This window comes from Mesorhizobium sp. M1428 (assembly GCF_040317515.1).
GTDB lineage: Bacteria > Pseudomonadota > Alphaproteobacteria > Rhizobiales > Rhizobiaceae > Mesorhizobium.
In genome coordinates, this window is the sequence record NZ_JAMYKT010000010.1 from 196,601 (window position 1) to 217,947 (window position 21,347).

The following is a 21,347-nucleotide window of genomic DNA, read 5'->3' on the forward strand; positions in this document are numbered from 1 at the left end:
CATCTCCGTACCTTTCAAATCAACGGCTATGGGGCACCGGAGGAACGTCGTCTTTCAACAAAACCCAATCGTTTCCTCAAAGGGTCGTTTACCCACCACACCTTCGTATCTTCTCAAATTCGGGCGCCCGACAGCGCCGGACCAGCAGTCGAGGTGACCGTTTCGCTCGTCGCAACGTTTTCGAGGAATGTCGCCGACGGCACGAAGAACAGAGTGCCGGTGACGGCGCGGCTGAAATCCAGCAGTCGGTCGTAGTTGCCTGGCGGCCGGCCAACGAACATGTTCTCCAGCATCTGCTCTATCCTGCGCGGCGAACGGGCGTAGCCGATGAAATACGTGCCGAACTCACCCTTGCCGGCGTCACCGAACGGCATGTTGTCGCGCACAATCTGCAACTGCTCTCCGTCCTCGACGATCGTGGTCAGCGCATTGTGCGCGAAGATCGGTTTCACGGCATCGTCGAGCTCGATGTCAGAGATCTTTTTTCTGCCGACAATTCCCTCCTGCTGCTCGATGGGAAGCGTGTTCCAGGCTTTCAGATCGTGCAGGTATTTCTGCACGATCACGTAGCTTCCCCCCGCAAAGGAGGGGTCCTCCTCGCCGATGATCGCCGCCTTGACGGCGTCCTGATCCACCGGGTTTTCGGTCCCATCAACGAAGCCGATCAGATCGCGGTCATCGAAGTAATTGAAGCCGTGCACCTCATCCGCAACCGAGACCGCGCCATCGAGCCGCGACATGATCTGTGTCGCCAGCTCGAAGCAAAAATCCATCCGGGCGGCACGGATGTGAAACAGGATGTCGCCTGGCGTCGAGACGGCGATATGTTGGCCGTGAATCTCACGAAACGGGTGTAGTTCCGTCGGCCTGGGCGCTCCAAAGAAGCGGTCCCACGCACCGGACCCAAACGCCATGACACATGACAACCGACCCTCGAGGTCACGGAACGCAACGGCGCGTAGAAGCGCGGAAAGATCGCCACACAAGGCGCGCACGGCCGCATCATGTTCAGGCCCGGATTTGACCGTCACGACGAGAAAAATTGCGGACCGCGTCAGTTGCGCGACGACCGGTTGCGAAACAGCAGATGGCACAGTTGAATCCACGATAGATCCTTTCGATACATCACTCGGAACGCCGCTGAGTTGACGGCAAAAGCGCGGAAATGCCGAGTTGCGATTTGCCCAATTCGAGGCAAGCCCCGGATCAGCTCCGCGACCAGCCGATCATCAGCTTGCCTCACCAGTATCTGCCTGCCTCATCGGTATTCGCCGACGTCGATGACCGCTTGGGCGAAGGCCTGCGGGGCTTCCTGCGGCAAGTTATGTCCGATACCGCTAGTGATGATCCGGTGGTCGTATCTGCCTGAAAATTTCTTGGCGTAGGCGCTGCTGTCGGGATGAGGTGCGCCATTGGCATCACCTTCGAGTGTGATGGTGGGCACCGTGATCAGGGGACTTTCGGCCAGCCGTTTTTCCAGGGCGTCAAATTCCGGCTCGCCTTGTGCCAGGCCGAGCCTCCAGCGATAATTGTGGATGACGATGCTGACGTGATCCGGGTTGTCGAGGCACGCTGCACTGCGATCGAACGTGGCGTCATCAAAGTCCCATTTCGGCGAGGCGATCCGCCAGATAAGGTTTGCGAAGTCTCGCCGGTATCGTTCGTAGCCAGCCCGCCCGCGTTCCGTGGCGAAATAGTATTGGTACCACCATTGGAGCTCTGCTTTCGGCGGCAACGGCATTCTGTTTGCCGCGAGACTGCCGATCAAATAGCCGCTGACCGAGACAAGGGCTTTGCAACGCTCAGGCCAGAGCGCAGCGACGATGCAGGCCGTGCGCGCGCCCCAATCATAGCCGGCGATGATCGCATGGCTGATCTTCAGCGCATTCATCAACTCGATGACATCGACAGCCAGCACAGACTGCTGGCCGTTGCGGACTGTCTGACTGGAAAGAAAGTGCGTCGTGCCATGGCCGCGTGCATACGGAATGATCACGCGATAACCCGCCGTCGCCAACAACGGAGCGACTTCGACAAAGCTGTGGATGTCGTACGGCCAGCCATGAAGAAGGATATTAACTGGACCGTCGGGCGGACCCGCCTCAGCGTAACCGACATTCAGGACGCCAGCGTCGGTTTGCCTGAGCACTGCGAAGGAAGCGGCCGTCGGCCGCTCTGTCTTTGTTCCGTCCAGCCCTGAAACAGGTCGTGCCTGAGCTGAGTGAACTGTCGTGAACTGCGTAGCAGCCAGACCCATTGCCGCGGCGCCCACAAAGGCCCTGCGAGATCGATCGATCTCTTTCGGCGATTCTGCATTTTCCATTGTTGCAACCTCTTTCCAGGGCAGGATTGGATGCCGTACTGTTCGACGCAGCTTTGGCATCACCTTCATTCATCGACTTGGCAGTGCCAGACTGCATGCCCTGGCAATCGTTCAAGACGGCCGGGCGTGAGTGACGCCGCCACCTGAAGTGTGACGCCCCTGTCGGGCAACGTAGGAGGCTGCGTCTGTACGTGGGAAGACGATGCGGAGTGGCGCCTCGGCCTCCATCTTTAGAAATTCGGGGCGTAACCCATCGCCGCGCTTGGCAGCGATCGGGTGGAGATTCTGCAGTAACGCAAGCATGAATAGCTCCTCTGTTGTATGCCTTGGCTCAAGGGCGATAGGACGCGCGACCGGCCAGCATCGCAGTTAGACGAGACCCTCACGAACCATCGCGGCGCGAACGGCCGGACGGGCCGCAATTCGGGCGCGGAGCGCATCCAGAGGCGCGGGAACGGGGACTTGGAAGCGGGCGGCCCAGAGCAGCATCACGAAAAGATAGAAATCCGCGACGCTGGGTTTGTCGCCGAACAGATAGTCGGTCTTGAGTTCGTCCGAGAACAGGCCGAGTTGCGTCGTAATCGTCGCGCGCGCCTTGGCCTTTTCAGCATCGCTGCCTTGGTGCCACATGGGCTTGAAGCTTCGGTGTATTTCCGTGGAGACGTAGGTCAGCGCTTCGAGAACGCGCGTACGGCCCATTGGCCCTTCCACTCCCAGTGCCGGGTATTGCGACGCGATCCAATCGAGGACGGCGACGTTTTCTGTCAGCGTTTCCCCGCTATCCAGCACGAGGACTGGAACATACCCCTTGCGCGTCACCGTGGTGAAATCCTCCCCGGAGCCGGTCCGCTTGGTTTTGAGATCGACGGTTTCGCTTTCGAAGGAAGCGCCAGCCTCCTCCAAGGCGATGTGGCCGGCCAGGCTGCAGGCGAGAGGGCTATAGTAGAGTTTCACGGTCTTTTCCTTTTTCTGAACCCGGGCGACGTTCCGAAAAATTGGCCGTCGTCGGGCGGAAGGCTGCTCAGTGCGATGCGCCGGTCGTCCTTGCAGTCGGCATCCACGCCGTCGGCATCCACGACGCTCCAGAGACCTCGCACTTGGCGGCGGGGATGGCTACGACACCGACTGCTAGCTGTGCCTATGCCGAGGTATGGTCGAGCTGAAACAATTGTTCCGTGGTTGCCGCACGCTCAACGGCGAGCGTCTCAGCTCAAATCGGGAATGGGTCAGGAGGAACCAGAGTCCCCGCCCTCCTGGACATGGCGTGCTCGACAGTCCGACCAGTCCTTCGCTCGGGAGACCATAGACGAAGGTATCGGAAGCGCGTGCCCTTGGCACGATGGCTCACATCCTGCCTTGGTTGGCATATTTCAAGCTGACACGCGGCGCGAAGACGGAAGCGTGGATTTGCGTGAAGCGCCGCCGATGCAATGAAGCAGCTTTTTTCCAAAGCCAGGAGTCATCATCATGCCGGAGGTGACCATTATGGGTCCGGCGCCGATCCGCAGTTGCCTGCGACCGACGCCGTGCATACGGCATCGAGCAAAAAAGCAGACAACAATGCCGGCGTACCGCAGACCGTCCGCAGGCCGATCGGTCCCAAGGAAGAATCTGGCCGGGGCAACTGGGGCTATTGAGCCTGAGAGCATTGATTTCAGGACCGGGCGAGGCCTCGGTCCTTCCGCCGTCTCAACCGGCAAACGGCATTCCCAACCCTGGCCAGCACGGTAACCGCGACGAACCCGCTCGCAATCACGAGTTCGCGGCACGGCTCTGGCGCCGATGTGACCCGCCTCGCAAGCATGGACCTCATGTATGGTTGACCAAGCGGACGACAACTCCGGTGTCAAGATCGCCGCCGTCTCGGTCGAGGCCAGCAGCCTCGGCGACCAATTGGCGACGATCCATTTAGGTTTGAAGGCATCGCCGGTCCGCAAGTGGCTGCTCTGGGCGTCGGTTGGAATCGTGGCAGTCATTGGCGCGACATCGATCGGCCAGGTCGTGCTCAACAGCTGGAACCAACCCTTCTACGATGCGCTGGCGCGCCGTGACTTGCCGGTTCTCCTATATCAGCTTGTCATCTTTGCCCTTATTGCCGGCAGCCTTCTGGTGCTCAATATTAGCCAGGCCTGGCTTAACCAGATGATCCGGCTGAAGCTGCGCGAGGCGTTGACGCTCGACCTGATCGACCAATGGATGCACCCGGCGTGGGCGTTGCGATTGACAAACGCCGGTGCTGTCGGCGTCAATCCCGATCAGCGCATGCAGCAGGACGCCGCGCATCTTTCCGATCTGTCGACGGACCTCGGGGTCGGGCTGCTGCAGTCGTTCATCCTGCTGGCATCTTTTGTTGAGGTGCTTTGGCGGGTTTCTTCTGGCTTCGTCTTCCACATTGGCGGTTATCCCTTGGCGATACCAGGTTACATGGTGTGGGCGGCGCTGCTTTATGCCGGCATAGCATCGTGGCTGAGTTGGCTGGTGGGGCGCCCGCTGGTCAACCTCGACGGTGATCGTTACACACGGGAAGCGGAACTGCGCTCCTCCATGGTGCGCATCAACGAAAATGTCGATGCCATCGCGCTCTACCATGGCGAGGCCGACGCTAAGCGACGGCTCGAAATGGACCTCAGTGCGGTGCTGGCAGCGATGCGGCGCATCTACACCGCCCAGATCAACCTGTCATGGGTGGCCAACACTTACGGCTGGATTGGCATCGTGGTCCCAATCCTTATCGCGGCACCTGTGTATTTCTCGGGCCAGATAGGCTTCGGCGGACTGATGATGGCAGTCGGCGCGTTTAACCAGATGAATTCTTCGCTGCGCTGGTTCATCAACAACGTCGGCAGCATCGCCGACTGGCGCGCTACGCTGATGCGTGTTGCGGATTTTCGCATCGCGCTGAATAAAGCCGAGGTGCGGCACGACATGGAAAAGCCCATCGAGGTCGGCGACAATGCCGATGGGCCTGACCCCCGAGAAACTTGAGACCTGCTGTCCCGAATAGAAGAGCAAGCAGCCTCTTCTCGCCGCTGGACACTCCCCTCACGGATTGCTTTGAGAGTAAGGACAGACGTCAACTTACACGGTCTGCTAGATGCTATTGGCCGGGCAACGCCTTTGCTCCTCGGCGCGGAGGAATGCCACTTGGCATGTATGCCGGGGATCGCACATCCCCTGACAAGCTGTGACCGAGCGCCTCGATATCTTCTACAATCATGGCGCCTGGACGCCCTAGACTTTAGCATCGACGAACAGGTGCCTGCGTAGAATTGGCGGGTATCTGGGACTGCCCCATTCTCCGCGTACCGGCCACCTCCGTGGCACGGCTGAAGAAGGAGATGAAAATGAGAAATGATGTGCCAAACAAGGGGTTGGAATGGACCAACCTTATTCTCGGCGCAGGCTTGGCCTGCGCCGCAATCATGTTCGTCGGGCTACCTGCTGCGGCTTGGGACGCTGGGGTCGTGGGCACGCTGATTGTGTGCAGCTCTGCCGTGGCCCTCTACCGCTACGGGGACTGGACGGAATGGTCCAACCTCACCTTGGGGTGCTGGGCGGTGGTCGCTCCATTTCTGCTCGGCTTCGGATCGGCGCAGGGGCCGATGTGGACGCATGTCCTGGTCGGGGGTTGCGTAGCGACAATAGCTGCGGCGCAACTCGTGGCGAGTCGCAGGGCGCAAGCTCATTCGAGTTCCAACTAACTCTGTTGCCCGGAGGGCGCCGCGGCGCGGCAATGGCAGTTTCGGCTTGCCTCCTGCGCCTCGGCGCCTCCAACGCTGCTGCACGGCTGCAGCGCTCAAACCAGATGGAGCCCTATACTCAGGCCTAGCCTGTCCAATCAAACCTCCATGCCTAATCGTGTTGCACTGGCCTCAATGCTTCCGTTGCGTCAGATATTGAGGAGAAGTTGTCGTTTTCCTCAGCCCCCGGATTCGTGGTCTCCGGCGCGATAAAAGGAGATTGCGGTCGATCTTGGTTTTAGCGAAGTGACTGTGAACGTCCATCGGACCAATATGATGAAGAAGAAAAAGGCGCGGTCCGTCTCAGATCCATTCAACGATTGTCAGCCCCCTCCAACCTATTTCAGTGCCAGTTGAAGATGGCTTCGGCTGCCGGGAAAGCAGTCGCATAATCGTTAAAAAACGGGGCGCTTTGCGAACTGAGTAGACGCGGCCACGATGACAGGTCGGCCGGGGGAACCGCATCCAGAAGGTCTCAGATGGAACTAACCTCATCGCGGCAGCGCCGCGCCATGGCCTGCCGCGATTAGCGTTGGATGCGTTTTGGTTACGCTTTTAACCCATGAGCCATCCGACCTGCTGGTCGTGGTCGCAATTGTCTGCGTCTGCATGGGCTGGAAGGCGGGATTGGTGCCGTAGCAGCCGCCAGCTTGGTGTCAGCGGCTATCCTGCCGTCGCCGGAATACGTCACAGAGAACGGGGCGTTTGCACTTTCGCTGGTGGTAAGGATCTTCGGGACCATCAGCTTCTATGGCCGGCTTTACCAGGGCGCCGGGTCGGGCATCGCCGATATTCCGGGCATCGCCTGGTCCGCCTGTCCGGACGGATGCCTTCGGTTTCTCATTCCCGCAGCCTTTGGATACATTGGCGTCACGGTCGAGGAAATGCGCGCGATCATGGATGCCGACGAACTTTTCTTGGTGGCGGAGATCTGTCCATCCCGACGATGTCGAGGTGAGCATGGCGCAATGGCGCCACAGCCTAGACCTATGATCGAAGAAAGGCGTTTGCGCCGGCTCGATGGCACCTATCAGCGGTTTCGCGATACCGGTGTGGCCTCCCGCGATGACCAGGGGCGAATCGTCGGCTGGCATGGCCATACGGAGAACATAGACGACCGGCGCAAAGCGGAGACCGCTACGCAGGAGCGAGAGGAGCTCAGGCTGCTGATCGACACGGTGCCCACGATGATCTGGCTGATGACGCCGGCGGGATTGCGGTACTATTTCAACAAACGGTTCGCAGACTGGGCGGACATCAGTTCAGCCACGGAGGAACCGCGAGGCACGCAGCAGTTCGCCTCGTATGTGGAGTTGTTCCATCCGGATGACCAGGCCGGCGTCAAGGCCGTGCTTCAGAAGTCATTTGCCTGGGGAGAGCCACTCCAGCACAGAGGTCAGCTGTGCCGGAAGGATTGCGAATATCGCTGGGTCGATTCGCGCTTCGAACCGTTGCGCGACGAAGGCGCAACAATCCCTCGTTGGTACGGCGTCAACTTCGACATCGACGACGAGGTCCGCGCGCAGGAATCACTGCGTCTGGGGACGAGCGGCTCGCGGCGCCCTGCGCGCCGCGAGCGAAGATCATCTCCCGGACCGCGACACGACTGGGCTAGTCATGAGGGCGGACGCTGGGGATGCCCGCGATATCGGGCTGGTGAGGTTGCGGATGAGGTCGGATTCGCTTAGCACGCTAGCCGCCGCTCCGTTTTCGCCGCATACAACGACAAGGCCAATGCCAGGCTTCGAAAGCGAAAGCGCCGCGGCTTGCACCGCCGAGTTGGCCTCGATCACCATAAGGCGAGCCTTTGTCAGCGCGTTGAGTTGTTGGATGTGCATCAAAGTCCTCCGAGATCGCCCTACCTTCCGTCGACCTCACTTTTCGAATGTCGTCAGGTTTGTGTCGTTCGTATCGACGACGAACACGGCAAGCAATCGAGCAGGCTCGGTGGTGCTGGCATTTCCGCTGACGCCGTGATGATCACCGGGGAACTCGGACCAACTGTCGCCAGTCCGATAGGTGGTCACTGACCCGTTATTGACCTGACTGCGGATCGCGCCTTCCAGAACCGTTGCGAAGATAAAGGCCGACTTCGCGTGAGTATGTGACGGGGAGCTACCGCCAGGCCCATACTCGACCAGCACGGCACGCATGCTCTTTGCCGGGCACATTCGGGAGTTGGTGGTCGTAGACCATAGTCACCTTTGCGCCTGAAGAATTGTCAGCCTTGGCCCCGGTTGCAAAAACAGCTGCAAGAGCAGCGGTACAGAGGATGGTCTTAATCATAGCTTTGATTCCTTGTTTGCGATGAGGTGAAGAAGGGATCGCCGGCCGATGGGAGGAGCGGCCGGCGATCAGGCTCTTGCCGGGGGGGGAGCGGCGTGAGCCTATGACCTGATGAAGGCGAGCTATGCCGCGCTGGGTCGGCCAAGGCATTGGCTGGAAAGAAGCGGGGGTTGGTCCTCGCGCTGATCGCGCAAAACCAATTTGCCGTTGCTTCTTCGGCCCCGCATTACAGCCGTTCTGTCGGCTTTTGCCATGTAGCGGCCCTCAGTCAATGTTTCGATGAAACGCGACGCCTGCCAGTCTTTTGGCCAGGGGCCGGCGACATATTTCTCGTCTTTGTAGACAAAGAAGACAGAGTAGCCGTTTGCGTCCGCTCCTTTTTTACGCGGTATGTCATTTTACCTGCCTTACACGCTGCTTGAACTTTCGTGGTAAATTGGGAGCAACTTATTTGGTTACTCAACGGAGATCCGATCTTGAGGCAACCGATGCGTCGAGCGGCACGCAAATCACAGATCAGTTCCGCTGGAGCTGAGCGTGGCCGAACCAGTCTTGGAAGTCCGTTGCACCGATGCGCGGATGATCGCCTGGCATGAGGGAGCGATCGTTAAGTTCCGTGCCAAAATAGCGTGCCTGGGGATCCGCTGTTACTTTACGCGGATCGTTCGTTGCCTTCAGAAATCTAGCAACGAGATCGCTCATGCGGATCGGCACTGGGCCTGCAATCTCGATCACGCCATTGACCGGTGGCGAAAGCGCCACATCCGTCATGATGTCCGCGACGTCGTCAGACGCGATTGGTTGAAAATAGGCATTCGGAACTGTCGTGATGTCCCCGATAGTACCCGACTGGGCGATGCCGCTCAGGAATTCGAAAAACTGCGTCGAGTGGACGATCGTGTATGGGATTGCGGAGCCTCGGATCAGTCTTTCCTGGGCCATCTTGGCGCGCATGTAGCCGCTTTCAGGCAGACGCTCGGCGCCCACGATCGAAAGGGCGATGTGGTGCTTCACGCCCGCGGTTTTTTCTGCTGCGAGCAAGTTCCGGCCAGAGGTCTCGAAGAACTCCAGAACGGCCTTGTCCTCGAAAGAGGGCGAATTCGCCAGGTCGATGACGACCTGCGCTCCCGCAAGCGCCTCGGAGAGACCCTCGCCGGTGATCGTGTTGACGCCGCCGTTAGGTGACGCTGCGAGCACGTCATGGCCCTTCCTACGCAGCCTCTCGACTGTCTTCGAGCCGATCAGTCCGGTTCCACCAATAACAACGATCTTCATGACGTACTTCCTCGGTTCGTGATTCAGGTTCGATTTTTCTGATCGGGCGGCCAAGTGGCGGGCGCGTCGCTTGTCTTCGTTCGAGACAGTGCACCGGGGCTGCCGGTCCAGGCTATCGACCGGAAGCATCTGTCATGCGATGCGAAGGTCTAGGACGAATGCATCCGTCGAATGGGGATTCTTGTCAGCAGGGAGACAGCGACTTGAGGTTCTAGCTAAGCCGGCATGCCGCCCGGGAGCGGTCAGGGGCCATCACCATTGAGGTCGGCCGAGAGGCCGCTTCGGCCAGCCGCAAGTTGCTCTTCGACCGCGCTGAGGCGCATTCTGGTCAGGCAGCTTTGGGGCCGTTTGCTGTCCGATCGGTTATTGCCGAGGGACGAGTTAAAGCCGCCGTTCGGCTCACGGCCTTGTTGTCGCCGTTCGGGGCGTTTCGGTGGCCGCCGGAACCCGCCATTGGTTCGGTTTCCGACGGACGGCAGAGCAGGAGCCGAAATCACACTGTCCGCCGTTTGCATCTGGTAACTAAGGAGCGCGCGCGGGAACCTGCCAGTTGCAGGTGCGAGGGCTGCGAATACCTTCATTCTCCTCGAATCCTCACGGACGAACGCGGATAACCGTCTTTCCCGTGCGTCGCTCGGTCGAGTTGAAGGTGGCGACGGCATCGTCCAGGCTCGAGACTTTGCCGATGTTCGTCCGCAGTCGTCCATCCCGGATTCGTTGAACTATCTCAGAAAGCTGGGCTCGATCAGCCTCGACGACAAAGTCAATCGCCAGGCCGTCTGCAGGTCGAATATCCGTTGGTCCGACGGCTGTCACAAGCGTTCCTCCGGCCCGGACCAGCGTTGCGGACCGCTTCTGGATGTCGCCGCCAATGACATCGAACACCAGATCGACACCGCCGACGTCTTCCAGCGTGTCATTTCCGAGGTCGACGAATTCATTTGCACCGAAGTCGAGCGCCTTCTGGCAGTCGGCGGCGCGTCCGGTGCCGATGACATAGGCTCCGGCCTCCCTTGCAAGCTGCGCCACCATCGAACCGACGGCACCGGCAGCGCCATGCGCGAGAACGCTCTGCCCCGCCTGAAGGCGGCCGTGCTGGAACAGCCCCTGCCACGCGGTCAGGCCGGAGATCGGCAGGCTCGCGCCCACCGTGAAGTCAACGTCGCCGGGCAGTGGCGCGAGATTGCGTGCCTCCATGGCGACATACTCGGCGAGCGTGCCGTCGCGATGCCAGTCGGCGAGGCCGAACACTCGCTGACCGATTGAAAGCCCCGTCGTGCCGTAGCCGAGCGCGGTGACCACACCGGCCAGCTCATGGCCGAGGATCGACGGCGTCCGGTCACGGAAGGCTCGATCGGCCCAGGTCGAAGGCCACTCCAGTTCGGTGTTGACGAATCCGGCCGCATAAACCCCTACGACGACATCGTTTATTGCCGCCTGCGGCTGGGGCCGCTCCACCATCTTCATCCCGGCCGTTCCTGCAGCCTCGTCCGTCACTACGATCGCTTTCATGGGAATTGTCTCCTCAGTGATGTGTTGGTCGGGGTAAATTGCAGGCGTGAAGGTCTTAGATCTTTAACGGTTCTACGCCTTCCGCGACGGCCTCGATGTTGAGTTGCCGTGTGATGCCGATGAGACATCTGGCGGGCGCTTCATCGTCAGAAGCTCCGTCACATCATGCAGATCATCTGCCGATGAGATGGCAATCGTCAGCCATTTCCCGTCTAATGTATGTTTTGGCTTCATCGTAGAGCTTGACCAATTGCGCGCGCCAGACATAACGCCGCTCCTCAAACTTCTCTCGTTCTGCTCCCCCTATGACCACGACAGCCGAAAACCGCCGGTATTCCGGCACCAAGGTGCAGAACGCCTGGTCTTCTTGTAGCGCAGGGACCAGCCGCGGTTTTTGCCACCGTAGAGCCAGTCCGGCGCGAAAACTCCAGGGTAGACTTCTTTGATAGCCTTTCGGACGTGCATCTCGGAACGACCGGAACGGGCCGAGAGCTGATCGGCAGCTTGGTCGAAGAGATTGCGCTCGGGAACGCGATTTCCCTGCCGCTATGGAGCGACATCGGCTGCGAGGACTTGCAGCGAAACAAAATACTGCCGATCAGATCATTATGAGCAACTGGGGGCAAATGCCTCTATCCGCTTGGGATTGATACCTACTCGGGTGCACGACTCTAGAAGTGAGCGTTAAGTTTGTTGCGCCATGCGCGTCCCTGGCGCCACAGTTCATGAATCAGCGACCCTAAATACACGAGGCGGCACCTCAGAGGTTGGCCAGCGTAGCCAGCATCGCGATAGTCTGTAATGTAGGTATTGGCACCGCGGGGCGTGGACGCCGCTTCAACCTCGTGGCCCTTGCTTTGTAACTTCTTGACAGTGCTCGCTCTAATGTAATGTGAGCCACCGATGACTACAATCTTCATATCGATTCTCCAAATCTGAGAGCGCTCGCACGACGATGCGCTATCTGCGGACGGCGGCCCCGAAACAACATGAACTTTCACGAGTACACGACCCGATTTGTCTCAACTTCGATAGAATCTGCTACCAAGGTACAGCCAGCGCAGGTGCGCCGAAACTGGCGTCAGCAACTGCCATCGCCGCAGCGCTAACCGTCGTCAATTTCGTCGTGCGTGCAGTTGTTTTCCGAACGCAGATGACATTCCGCTAATTTGTTGTTGTCCGGGCGGAAGCCTGCATGGCCCACGCGCTAGCGATCCTTGCCAGCTACCTCCAAGACGATTGCATCAGGAAACTTGCATCTGCCGGGGAGGGACGGCCACCACACCGACAGCCAGACGTGCCTATGCCGAGGTATGATCGGGCTGAGCGATTGTTCTGTGATTGCGGCGTGAACAATGCCGGATCTGAGGAACGCTAACCGGAGAATTCAGAAACCGGCGACCGTTCATGGCCTCCTCAACGGTCCGGCCAGTCCTTCGCTCAGTAAATCATGACCAAAAGTATTGGACGAACGCGCCCTAGGCACGATGGCTCACGTCCCACCACGGCCGGCATATTTCAACCCGACGCAATGCATTTGAAAAGCCATGCCGTGCCCTGGCTTTGCCCGATGCCGCCGACGCAGTGAAGCAGCTTTTTCCAACACCAGGAGTCCTCGTCATGGCCGACCTTTCCGAACCTCAAGCCGGCGCCGCCGCATTGCCCGCCGAGGCGCCGGCGGCCGTCGAAGTTGACGTCTCCTCGGTTGCGCCGGGAATGTCGCTGGTCGTGCAATGGCGAGGTAAGCCGGTGGTCGTGCGCAACCGCACCGAGCAAGAGATGAAGGACGGCCAGGCGGTCAATCTCACTGCGCTCAAGGATCCAATCGCCCGCAATGCCAATTTGCCCGCCGACGCGCCGGCGAGCGACGCAAACCGCACTGCGCCAGATAAGGAAGCCTGGATAGTGATGGTCCAGGTCTGCACGCATAGCGGCTGCATCCCGGTTGGCCAGCAGGGCGACTTCGGGGGCTGGCTCTGCCCCTGCCACGGTTCCCAGTATGATAGCGCCGGACGCATCCGTAAGGGTCCAGCGCCGGAGAACATGGCGGTGCCGGTTTTCCAGTTCATTTCCGACACCAAGATCCGTATCGGCTGAAGCATGGGGTAGGTTACCGTGAGCGACAAACATTCGACATATGTGCCGAAAACCGGCATCGAACGCTGGTTTGACGCCCGCCTGCCGTTGCCACGGCTGGTGCATGATTCCTTCATCGTCTATCCCGTCCCGCGGAACCTGAATTACGCCGATACGTTCGGCGGCATTCTCACGGTCATGCTGGCTTCGCAGATCATAACAGGTGTCGTGCTGGCGATGCATTACGCTCCCGACACGGGGCTGGCCTTCAATTCGATCGAGAAGATCACGCGCGATGTAAATTCTGGCTGGCTGCTTCGCTCCCTGCATTCGAACGGAGCATCGTTCTTCTTCATCGCCGTCTATCTCCACATCTGCCGCGGGCTCTATTACGGTTCGTACAAGGCCCCGCGCGAGCTTCTCTGGGTGCTCGGCTGCACAAACTTGCTCTTGATGATGGCGACAGCCTTCATCGGTTATGTGCTGCCCTGGGGCCAGATGAGTTTTTGGGGCGCCACCGTCATCACCGGTTTCTTCAGTGCTATTCCGCTGGTCGGCGACTGGATCCAGAAGTTGTTGCTCGGCGGCTTCGCTGTCGGCAATCCGACGCTGAACCGTTTCTATGCACTCCATTATCTGCTGCCATTCATGCTTGCGGGCGTGGTGACCTTGCATATCTGGGCACTTCACGTGGTCGGCCAAAACAATCCGACGGGGATTGAGGTGAAATCCAAAGCCGATGTCGTCGACTTCACGCCCTACGCCACCGTCAAGGATGCGGTCGGCATCATCGTGTTCTTGTTTTTCTTTGCCTATTTCGTCTTTTATCTGCCGAATTTTCTTGGCCATCCGGACAACTACACGGTAGCCAACCCACTGAAGACGCCAGCCCACATCGTGCCGGAATGGTACTTCCTGCCGTTCTACGCGATCCTGCGGGCCATCACCTTCAATGTGGGACCAATCGATTCCAAACTTGGTGGCGTGCTGGCGATGTTCGGCTCAATCGCCGTGTTGTTCCTGGTGCCGTGGCTCGACAGCTCCAAGGTGCGCTCGGCGGTCTATCGGCCCTGGTACAGGCTGTTCTTCTGGATATTCGTGGCCGACGCGCTCTTTCTAGGCTGGCTCGGCTCACAGCCGGCGGAAGGCGCGTACGTGGTCATGTCCCAGCTTGCGACGCTTTATTACTTTGCGTTTTTCATCATCGTCATGCCGCTGCTTGGGCTGATTGAGAAACCACGTCCTTTACCGCATTCGATCACCGAAGCGGTCCTCGAAAAGAACAAGGCCAAGAGGCGGGCGCCCGGTCCGGAGATCTGACATCCGTCGGAAGGGCGCTGAATATTGCGAAAATGCTCGATCTGGATCCGTCATGAACTGGTGGAACTCGCCTCTGGTCTACATCGTGTTGATCGGCCTCGCCGGGATCGTCGTTTGGGCCCTCATCCCCAGACGTTTCGCCAATGCGAGGCTGATCGTCCAGCTTGGCTTTTTCCTTGCCATGTCGATTCTCGTTCTCGACCTGCGCGTTGTCCCGTACGAACCTGCAGGGGCCGAAGAGGCAAGCGGCGGAGCGATCCTGATCGGGTCGGTCAAGCTGCTCTGGTGGGTTCACCTTGCCTGGGCGTTGATCGGATTTGTTCGTATTTATCTTGTCTTCGAGCGAAAGCCGCGCGAGGCACGTCTCCTGCAGGACGTCGTGGTCGGCATCGTCTACACCGGAATGCTGCTGTCGATCCTGGCGTTCGTCTTCTCCGTGCCAGTCGGAACGTTGATCGCCACCTCGGGGGTCTTTGCCGTCATCCTGGGACTGGCGCTCCAGAATACGCTTGGCGACGTATTTTCAGGAATCGCGCTTAACCTCGGTCGCCCTTACGTGCTTGGAAACTGGATCGTCCTGAGTGACGGAACAGAAGGGCGCGTTGTCGAGACCAATTGGCGGTCGACCAACCTGCTTACCCCAGCTCACAATGTCGTCGCGCTGCCCAACAGTTTTCTCGCCAGGATCGGAGTGACGAATGTCAGCGGTCCAGACGAGAGCCATGGACTCGCCGTGACGATCAAAGTGGTACCGACGAAGATGCCGGCGATCATCCTGGATACCATGCGTTCCGTCCTGCTGAGTTGCAATTCGATCATCCAAGATCCTTCGCCTTCGGTTGCCATCAGAAGCCTGGATGCTGCGGCAATCGAAGTCGAGCTCTCATTTCGCGTCGCAAGTCTCGACCAGCGAATTAGCGCTCGGAACGAAGTTTTCGATCTCATCTATCGCCATTCAAAGTCAATCGGCATGCTGCTGGCTGAGCCGCTTTCGGCGTCGATTGCCATGAACAGCCGCCCAACCGACGATACGGCAGCCTCTGACAGCTTCACCCCGATCGAACTGATCAAGTCCATACCGATTTTCTCGGCGCTGACGGATGCCGAGCAGGAGGCGCTTGCCGCGACGACCTCGGTCCGCAGCTACCGCAAGGGCGAAATCATTGCAAGGCAGGGAGAAATGCTGCCGTCCCTCATGATTGTTCGGACCGGCGTCATCGCCCGGCAACGTGGCCAGGACGATGCTCACCCCCAGGAAATCGGCCGGCTCGCACCGGGCGACTTCTTCGGCGAGACAGGCTTGCTCGCCGGGATCGGCGAGGAGTCGACATTGCGGGCAATGACGCATGTCGCGGTTTATGAGATAGACCAGAGAAGCATCGCGCCGCTGCTGCTCGACAGGCCTGAAATGGCCGAAGATCTTGCCGCGATCCTGGCGACGAGGGTGTTGGCCTTCGGCGACAGCGGCATTCCAGGACACCAGCACGCGAGCTCCAAATTCGCGCTCCTTACAGCCATTCAGGCAGCCTTTCGCGCCGCTCCGTTCAAGCATGCTGGAGCGCCTGGCCGACAGGTCAAGCAGAAGGATCAACATCCATGACCATCCGCCAAAGCGATATCGTAGGCATCGAGGCGCTCATCCAGCCGAGCGTCCGTGAGTTCGCGGACGGATTGAAGGTACGGCGTTTGTTGCCCTCCTCGAACCGCCTGATGATCGGGCCCTTCATACTGTTCGATCATTTTGGTCCGGCTGTACTCGACGCGGGTCGCGGTTTCGACATGGGACCGCATCCGCATATCGGCGTTGCGACTTTGACCTACCTGATCGATGGAGAGATCGTTCACCGGGACAATCTCGGCGAAGTGCGGACCATCCGTCCCGGCGAGGTCAACTGGATGACGGCCGGGTCGGGCATCGTCCATTCCGAGCGCACGCCGCCAGAAGTCCGAGCGTCGGGGGGCAATCTCTTCGGCGCTCAGGCATGGCTGGCCCTTCCCTCCCGGTACGAAGAAATTGCACCCAGCCTTGCGCATTACGGCGCTCCCGAAATCCCGAGGATCTGTGCCGACGGGGTCGAGTTCACGTTGATCGCTGGCGCATCCGACGGCCTGGTCTCGCCGGTAAGGACCTTCTCCGACATGGTCTATGCCGAAATTGTCCTGACGAGCGGCGCGCTATACCAGGTGAAACCCAAACATGTCGAGCGCGCGATCTACGTTGCCGCCGGCGAGGTTGGGATTGTCGGCCAGGACGGGACGTTCCATGAGGCCGAATTGATAGCTCTGGCGCCCGGCACCGAGATCGTGCTCCAGGCGCCTGCCTTTCATGCGGCAAGACTGATGTTGATGGGGGGCGAGCCGCTTTCAGAACCACGTCACATCTACTGGAACTTCGTTTCCTCCTCGGCCGAACGGATCGCGCAGGCGAAGATGGATTGGCGCGAAGGCCGCTTCCCCGGCGTGCCGGGCGAGCACGAATTCATACCCCTGCCAGACGACACCTGAGCGTGGGATGAGGTAGTGACGGTTCCACCGGTGCGCAGATTGGCTGCCGCCATTCCCCATCCCAGCGCCGGCAAGAATGTCTCTCGTTGGCGACGCTACGATGTCGGGTAGAGTTCGATCATTGTTCCCTCGTCGAGCAAACCGTCGAACCACAGGTCAAAGATGGTTTCGAGCAGGAACTCGTCGTTGCTCGCTTCGGAAAACAGCGTCAGAGAAGCGTGTAATTTCTTCGCGTCAACATCACCGAAGACAGCGTGAGCGCTTGAGCCGGAGAGCCGTTGCAGTGCCCCGATGCATTCCCGATAACGACCTCCTAGTATCGGAGATGAGAGATAGGCGCCCGCTTCGTCGAGCGATGTGATCGCATATGGCGCAGGCGCGGCGTCGCTTCGGTTGACAGCCAACCTTGGGAAGATGAACTCCATATAGGAAGTGCACATCATTCCTTGGCGCAGAATACCTAGCGCGTCTTCATAGACAGCGTCCTGCGCTCTGACGAATCTCTGCAAATCATATTCGTCGCTCATTTCAGATGATGCCTTTTTCGCAACCAGCCTGTACCTATCCGTCGACGACATCGGCATATTCCGGCTGCTTTGCGAAGAACCGGCTCATGAAGGGGCATTTCAAGATCGCTTTGCGGCCGGTTTTGCGCAGCAGTTCAAACGTACCCTGAGCCAATCGCGTTGCGATCCCCTGTCCGGAAAACTCCGACGGGACTTCGGTGTGTATGAGAACAATCTTCCCGCTCTCGATCCTGTAATAGGCCGCAGCGAACAGTTCATCGGCGATCGACAACTCGAAACGATGCTGTTGAGTGTTCTCGATGACTTCCGTATCCATCTTTAACTCTCGATTGTACACTGGTTGGTCGGTATTGGTGGTTGCCGAGGCAGGTTGGTCGGTCGTTGGCCCTCTATCGTATTGCGGGCAGCCGCAACGTCACGGCAGTGCCCGACCCGAGCTCGCTTTCGATGTCGACACTTCCCCCCGCCTCCTCGGCGAAGCGCTTCACCATTGGCAGCCCAACGCCGCCGAGGCCTCCACGTTTCGTAGTGAAGAAAGGATCGAATGCGCGCACCATAGTCTCGCTGGTCATTCCAATTCCGTTGTCGGCGACACGAACATCTATCCGACCACCCGTGGAACTTTCGGGCGCCAAGGCGGCATCGATCGAGATCAGACCGCCGTCAGGCATTGCATCGCGTGCATTGAACAGAAGATTCAGAACCGCATTTTGAAGTCCAATCGGATCGCACTTTACCTGAGGCAGATCGGAGCCAACTCGAACCTCGAGGCGCAAATTGGCACCCCAAGCGCTTCGAACGACGGATTCGACCTCAGCCAGGCAGGCGCCCACGTCCGCATGCTCGATTTCGGCGTGGATATCTCGGGCTACGCCGATGGTCTGCCTGACAAGGCCGCCAGCTCGTTCCAAGGCCGTTTTGGCGCCGGCAATTACAAGCCCAAGATCTGGAGCCGCCGAGACGTTCGGGTCGCGAGCCAAATGGTTCAACGCCGATGAGGCGACCTGGATGAGATTGCCAAGGTCATGAACAATGCCGGCGGTCGATATCTGCACGGGTAGGCCGCTTCGCGGAACATCGGCAGGCCGGTCGAAGACATCTTCCTTTAGGCGTGACATTCCATTCCCCCGGTTGCTCGGTCGACTCTTGGTTGCTGGAAGAAGCTTAAATGAAGGGCATCTGTGGTCGATTGGGTCGAGGAAGAGGGCGAGCAATACCGCGGTATATGTCTTGCTATCGCGGCGCGGGGCCCAGCGATCATGTTGACGAGCACGAGGAACACAAGGCATCGCCCGGATGGGGCTGCTGTGGCCTTGCCCGGTGCCTTGCTCCTGCATCACTGGTAGCCGATCCCGCCGATGTAGTTGGCCAGGAGTTGCTCCTGGAGCTCCTCTTGATCGAAGAGTGCCTTCATTGCATCACGGATATCAAGCACGCCTATAGGCTTCTGGTCCGCCCCAAGTACCGGCACGTTCTGAAGGCCCCGCGCGGCCATCGTCTGCCAGACTGAATGGACGTCGTCATCGGGACCGCAAGAGACGATGGATCGGCTCATCAACGTCGCAACGGGCGCTTCTGTTGGCCCTGAATTGGCCAGATGGCGGATGATATCGGACTTGCTAAGCACACCTGCGGCCTCCCCGTTGCCGTGGCACACGACGACCAGGCCTGTTGCTGGTTTGGAAAGCGAGAGTGCGGCACCGCGAAGCGGAGCGTCGACATCGATCACTGAGAGGCGGGCCGACGTTATTGGATGCAGACTGTCAATGCGCATGACGCCCTCCTGAAAGCGCCTCGCGGCCACAGCCGGGAGGCTGGGGTTCGATGTTTTCCTCACTCCTGGAAGGGAGCATTCATCACGGAATCAACTGCCGAAGGAGCCCTGTAGCCGGGGACAAAGCGTTCGCCAAAATCCCGGGCAAAGTTGTCGTAGGTGGTTTCGCGACTGACATCCGCGATGTGGCAAAAGCATCTCGTCATCCGCCGCTTCATTCCAAGCCGCGGGAATTCGCCAACTATCCTTGCCATCTCTGCGGAAGAGATAAGCTTGTACTGCAAGCCGACGACGTCGAGGCAGATGCCGGCAGTGCACAGCGCCACCTCGGCTTCCTTGTAGAGGCCGATCGACGGCGTCGAGTTGAGGGCGACGCTATCCCAGATCAGTTGAGCGCGACGTTCGTCGAAGCCCCCGTCCCGGACGAAAGTTCGAGCCAGATCGGCGCCTTCCAGCTCGAAACGGCGAGGTCCGGCGAAGGACCCATTGAGCGTGATGTCATGCAACAGGGTTCCGACAGCGACAACTTCCGCGTCGTGCTCGACATTCTGAAGCTGCCCGATCCTGGCCGCGAAAAGCCAGGATCGGACGACGTGATTGGACAAGTAGGGTTCACATCGCTGACGAGCATATTCGATCGCTCGGCCAACAATCGGCGTGTCGGGGACCGAAACGCCTGCAAGCGTGCGCCTGGCAGTCCCATCCATGTCGGTGACCTTTCCTTTACGGCCGACGATCAGCCCGATTTCATTTCGAGTATGTCGTCAGGTTCTTCTCGTTGGTATCGACAACGAAGATCGCAAGCAGGCGGGCGCGTTCCGTCTTGCTGGCGTTCTCGCTCACCGCATGACGGTCGCCGGGAAATTCCGAGAAACTTTCGCCGGCACGATAGGTCTTCACCGGTCCATCATTGACCTGGCTCCGGATCGCTCCCTCCAGCACGGTGGCATAGATGAACGCGGATTTGGGATGGGTATGGGCGGGCGATGTACCGCCCGGTGCGTACTCGACGAGCACCCCTTTCATGCTCTTGCCTGGCACGTTTGGAAGAGCCTGGTCGTAGACAAGCTTTACGTCCGCGTCATCGGCGGTCGCCGCGGTGACGGAAGCGGCAATGAGCGCTGCGCAGAGAAGTGTCTTGATCATGTCTGGTCTCCTTGTTGGAATATGCATGGCTGGGGAACGCCGATCCGATTGGTCACAAGACCGGCGCTAGCTTTTGTTTGCTTATTTCGGCGGTGTGTACCGGCTGAGCCAGTCATCGAAATGCACGGCGCCGATGCGCGCACTCTCGCCTGGAACAAGCGTTCGATCGTCGATTGCCACTTGACCGTAGTAGAGAGCACCAGGATCAGCGACGACTTTGCGGGGGTCGTTGGTGGCCTTCAAAAAGCGACCGACGAGTTCGCTCATGCGAACGCGCTCCGGGCCGGCAATTTCGGTCGTGCCGTCCAACGGAGTGGCAAGCGCGACGTCCGCCATTGCGTCGGCCACATCATCGGCCGCCATGGGTTGGAAGTACGCCGGTGACATATGGATGGTATCGCCGACGGCGCCGGTGTTTGCGATGGCGGCCGTGAATTCGAAGAATTGTGTGGCGTGGACGATCGTATATGGGATTCCGGATTCCTTGATCAGTTTTTCCTGGAGCAATTTTCCGCGGAAATAGCCCATGCCCTGCAGCCGGTCGGTGCCGACGACTGACAATGCCACGTGATGACGGACGCCGGCGGCGGCTTCCGCTGCAAGAAGATTACGTCCGGACGCCGCGAAGAATTCCAGCGCGGCCTTCTCCTCGAAAGACGGCGAGTTCGCAAGATCGACGACGACCTGCGTCCCGGCGAGCGCGGCGGCCAGCCCTTCTCCCGTGACGGTGTTCACTCCGGAGTTCGGCGACGCCGCAAGCACGTCGTGTCCCTTTTTCCGCAGCCTCTCCACAGTCTTTGAACCGATCAGCCCGGTTCCGCCGATGACGACGATTTTCATTTCCAATCTCCTGGTTGGGCGTC

The 21,347-nt window shown here is 59.4% G+C and carries 20 protein-coding genes and 3 pseudogenes; 9 read left to right on the top strand and 14 right to left on the bottom strand.

The genetic code is table 11. From position 1 onward, the window contains the following. Window positions 1-113: 113 nt before the first annotated feature. The 3 genes from NKG60_RS16810 to NKG60_RS16820 form a co-directional block, all read right to left on the bottom strand. Entirely contained in the window at window positions 114-1,094 is a 981-nt protein-coding gene (locus NKG60_RS16810) for a Dyp-type peroxidase (protein ID WP_502912313.1), read from the bottom strand. A 164-nt stretch (window positions 1,095-1,258) separates the two neighbouring features. Continuing rightward, complete coding sequence (locus tag NKG60_RS16815; RefSeq protein WP_352975163.1) at window positions 1,259-2,323, bottom strand: alpha/beta fold hydrolase; 1,065 nt, start codon at window positions 2,321-2,323, stop codon at window positions 1,259-1,261. A 369-nt stretch (window positions 2,324-2,692) separates the two neighbouring features. Beyond that, window positions 2,693-3,277 (bottom strand): glutathione binding-like protein, encoded by a 585-nt coding sequence (locus tag NKG60_RS16820; RefSeq protein ID WP_352975165.1) that lies wholly within the window; start codon window positions 3,275-3,277, stop codon window positions 2,693-2,695. 476 nt (window positions 3,278-3,753) lie between these two features. On the opposite strand from NKG60_RS16820, the gene NKG60_RS16825 reads away from it, so the two are divergent. The 5 genes and pseudogenes from NKG60_RS16825 (at window position 3,754) to NKG60_RS16845 (ending at window position 7,751) form a co-directional block, all read left to right on the top strand. Next, window positions 3,754-3,960 (top strand): DUF680 domain-containing protein, encoded by a 207-nt coding sequence (locus tag NKG60_RS16825; RefSeq protein ID WP_352975166.1) that lies wholly within the window; start codon window positions 3,754-3,756, stop codon window positions 3,958-3,960. A gap of 178 nt (window positions 3,961-4,138) precedes the next feature. After that, window positions 4,139-5,324: pseudogene (locus tag NKG60_RS16830) on the top strand (ABC transporter ATP-binding protein/permease); the annotation flags it as partial. A 343-nt stretch (window positions 5,325-5,667) separates the two neighbouring features. Beyond that, window positions 5,668-6,024, top strand: coding sequence for an SPW repeat protein (locus NKG60_RS16835; protein WP_502912310.1), 357 nt, complete (start codon window positions 5,668-5,670; stop codon window positions 6,022-6,024). A gap of 258 nt (window positions 6,025-6,282) precedes the next feature. Beyond that, window positions 6,283-6,420: a LuxR C-terminal-related transcriptional regulator gene (locus tag NKG60_RS16840; protein ID WP_352975196.1), complete on the top strand. Its 138-nt coding sequence runs from the start codon at window positions 6,283-6,285 to the stop codon at window positions 6,418-6,420. Between the two features lie 296 nt (window positions 6,421-6,716). Then, window positions 6,717-7,751 carry a PAS domain-containing protein gene (locus tag NKG60_RS16845; protein ID WP_352975197.1) on the top strand — a complete coding sequence of 345 codons (1,035 nt, stop codon included), beginning with the start codon at window positions 6,717-6,719 and terminating at the stop codon, window positions 7,749-7,751. 186 nt (window positions 7,752-7,937) lie between these two features. Here the strand turns inward: NKG60_RS16845 and NKG60_RS16850 are convergent. The 4 genes and pseudogenes from NKG60_RS16850 to NKG60_RS16865 all read right to left on the bottom strand — a co-directional run. Further along, a pseudogene (locus NKG60_RS16850) lies at window positions 7,938-8,349 on the bottom strand (cupin domain-containing protein). 516 nt (window positions 8,350-8,865) lie between these two features. Further along, window positions 8,866-9,624, bottom strand: coding sequence for an SDR family oxidoreductase (locus NKG60_RS16855; RefSeq protein WP_352975168.1), 759 nt, complete (start codon window positions 9,622-9,624; stop codon window positions 8,866-8,868). 594 nt (window positions 9,625-10,218) lie between these two features. Beyond that, window positions 10,219-11,136 (bottom strand): NADP-dependent oxidoreductase, encoded by a 918-nt coding sequence (locus tag NKG60_RS16860; protein ID WP_352975169.1) that lies wholly within the window; start codon window positions 11,134-11,136, stop codon window positions 10,219-10,221. A gap of 72 nt (window positions 11,137-11,208) precedes the next feature. After that, window positions 11,209-11,595, bottom strand: a pseudogene (locus NKG60_RS16865) (DUF3788 domain-containing protein); the annotation flags it as partial. 1,161 nt (window positions 11,596-12,756) lie between these two features. Between NKG60_RS16865 and petA the strand changes: the two are divergent. Genes petA through NKG60_RS16885 form a run of 4 tightly spaced genes read left to right on the top strand, consistent with a single transcriptional unit; the run spans window position 12,757 to window position 17,037 of the window. Next, entirely contained in the window at window positions 12,757-13,233 is a 477-nt protein-coding gene (gene petA / locus NKG60_RS16870) for a ubiquinol-cytochrome c reductase iron-sulfur subunit (protein WP_352975170.1), read from the top strand. An 18-nt stretch (window positions 13,234-13,251) separates the two neighbouring features. Further along, window positions 13,252-14,532 (top strand): cytochrome b, encoded by a 1,281-nt coding sequence (locus tag NKG60_RS16875; protein ID WP_352975172.1) that lies wholly within the window; start codon window positions 13,252-13,254, stop codon window positions 14,530-14,532. Between the two features lie 52 nt (window positions 14,533-14,584). Further along, window positions 14,585-16,132: a mechanosensitive ion channel family protein gene (locus tag NKG60_RS16880; protein ID WP_352975173.1), complete on the top strand. Its 1,548-nt coding sequence runs from the start codon at window positions 14,585-14,587 to the stop codon at window positions 16,130-16,132. After that, complete coding sequence (locus NKG60_RS16885; RefSeq protein WP_352975174.1) at window positions 16,129-17,037, top strand: pirin family protein; 909 nt, start codon at window positions 16,129-16,131, stop codon at window positions 17,035-17,037. Before NKG60_RS16880 ends, NKG60_RS16885 begins: the two co-directional genes overlap by 4 nt. A 95-nt stretch (window positions 17,038-17,132) precedes the next feature. Here NKG60_RS16885 and NKG60_RS16890 read toward each other — a convergent pair whose 3' ends face one another. From NKG60_RS16890 to NKG60_RS16920, 7 genes are all read right to left on the bottom strand, one after another. Next, the gene (locus tag NKG60_RS16890) at window positions 17,133-17,564 is read right to left on the bottom strand and encodes a DUF1810 domain-containing protein (protein ID WP_352975175.1); all 432 of its coding nucleotides are present in this window, start codon (window positions 17,562-17,564) and stop codon (window positions 17,133-17,135) included. Between the two features lie 34 nt (window positions 17,565-17,598). Next, window positions 17,599-17,901, bottom strand: a complete 303-nt coding sequence (locus NKG60_RS16895; protein WP_352975176.1) for a GNAT family N-acetyltransferase — start codon at window positions 17,899-17,901, stop codon at window positions 17,599-17,601. Between the two features lie 52 nt (window positions 17,902-17,953). Then, window positions 17,954-18,901, bottom strand: a complete 948-nt coding sequence (locus NKG60_RS16900) for a sensor histidine kinase (protein ID WP_352975198.1) — start codon at window positions 18,899-18,901, stop codon at window positions 17,954-17,956. Beyond that, complete coding sequence (locus tag NKG60_RS16905; RefSeq protein WP_352863399.1) at window positions 18,901-19,338, bottom strand: CBS domain-containing protein; 438 nt, start codon at window positions 19,336-19,338, stop codon at window positions 18,901-18,903. Before NKG60_RS16905 ends, NKG60_RS16900 begins: the two co-directional genes overlap by 1 nt. 59 nt (window positions 19,339-19,397) lie before the next feature. Further along, window positions 19,398-20,045 carry an HD domain-containing protein gene (locus tag NKG60_RS16910; RefSeq protein WP_352975178.1) on the bottom strand — a complete coding sequence of 216 codons (648 nt, stop codon included), beginning with the start codon at window positions 20,043-20,045 and terminating at the stop codon, window positions 19,398-19,400. Window positions 20,046-20,085: 40 nt separating this feature from the next. Then, window positions 20,086-20,484: a cupin domain-containing protein gene (locus NKG60_RS16915; protein ID WP_352975179.1), complete on the bottom strand. Its 399-nt coding sequence runs from the start codon at window positions 20,482-20,484 to the stop codon at window positions 20,086-20,088. 81 nt (window positions 20,485-20,565) lie between these two features. Then, window positions 20,566-21,324, bottom strand: coding sequence for an SDR family oxidoreductase (locus NKG60_RS16920; RefSeq protein ID WP_352975181.1), 759 nt, complete (start codon window positions 21,322-21,324; stop codon window positions 20,566-20,568). Between the last annotated feature and the right edge of the window lie 23 nt (window positions 21,325-21,347).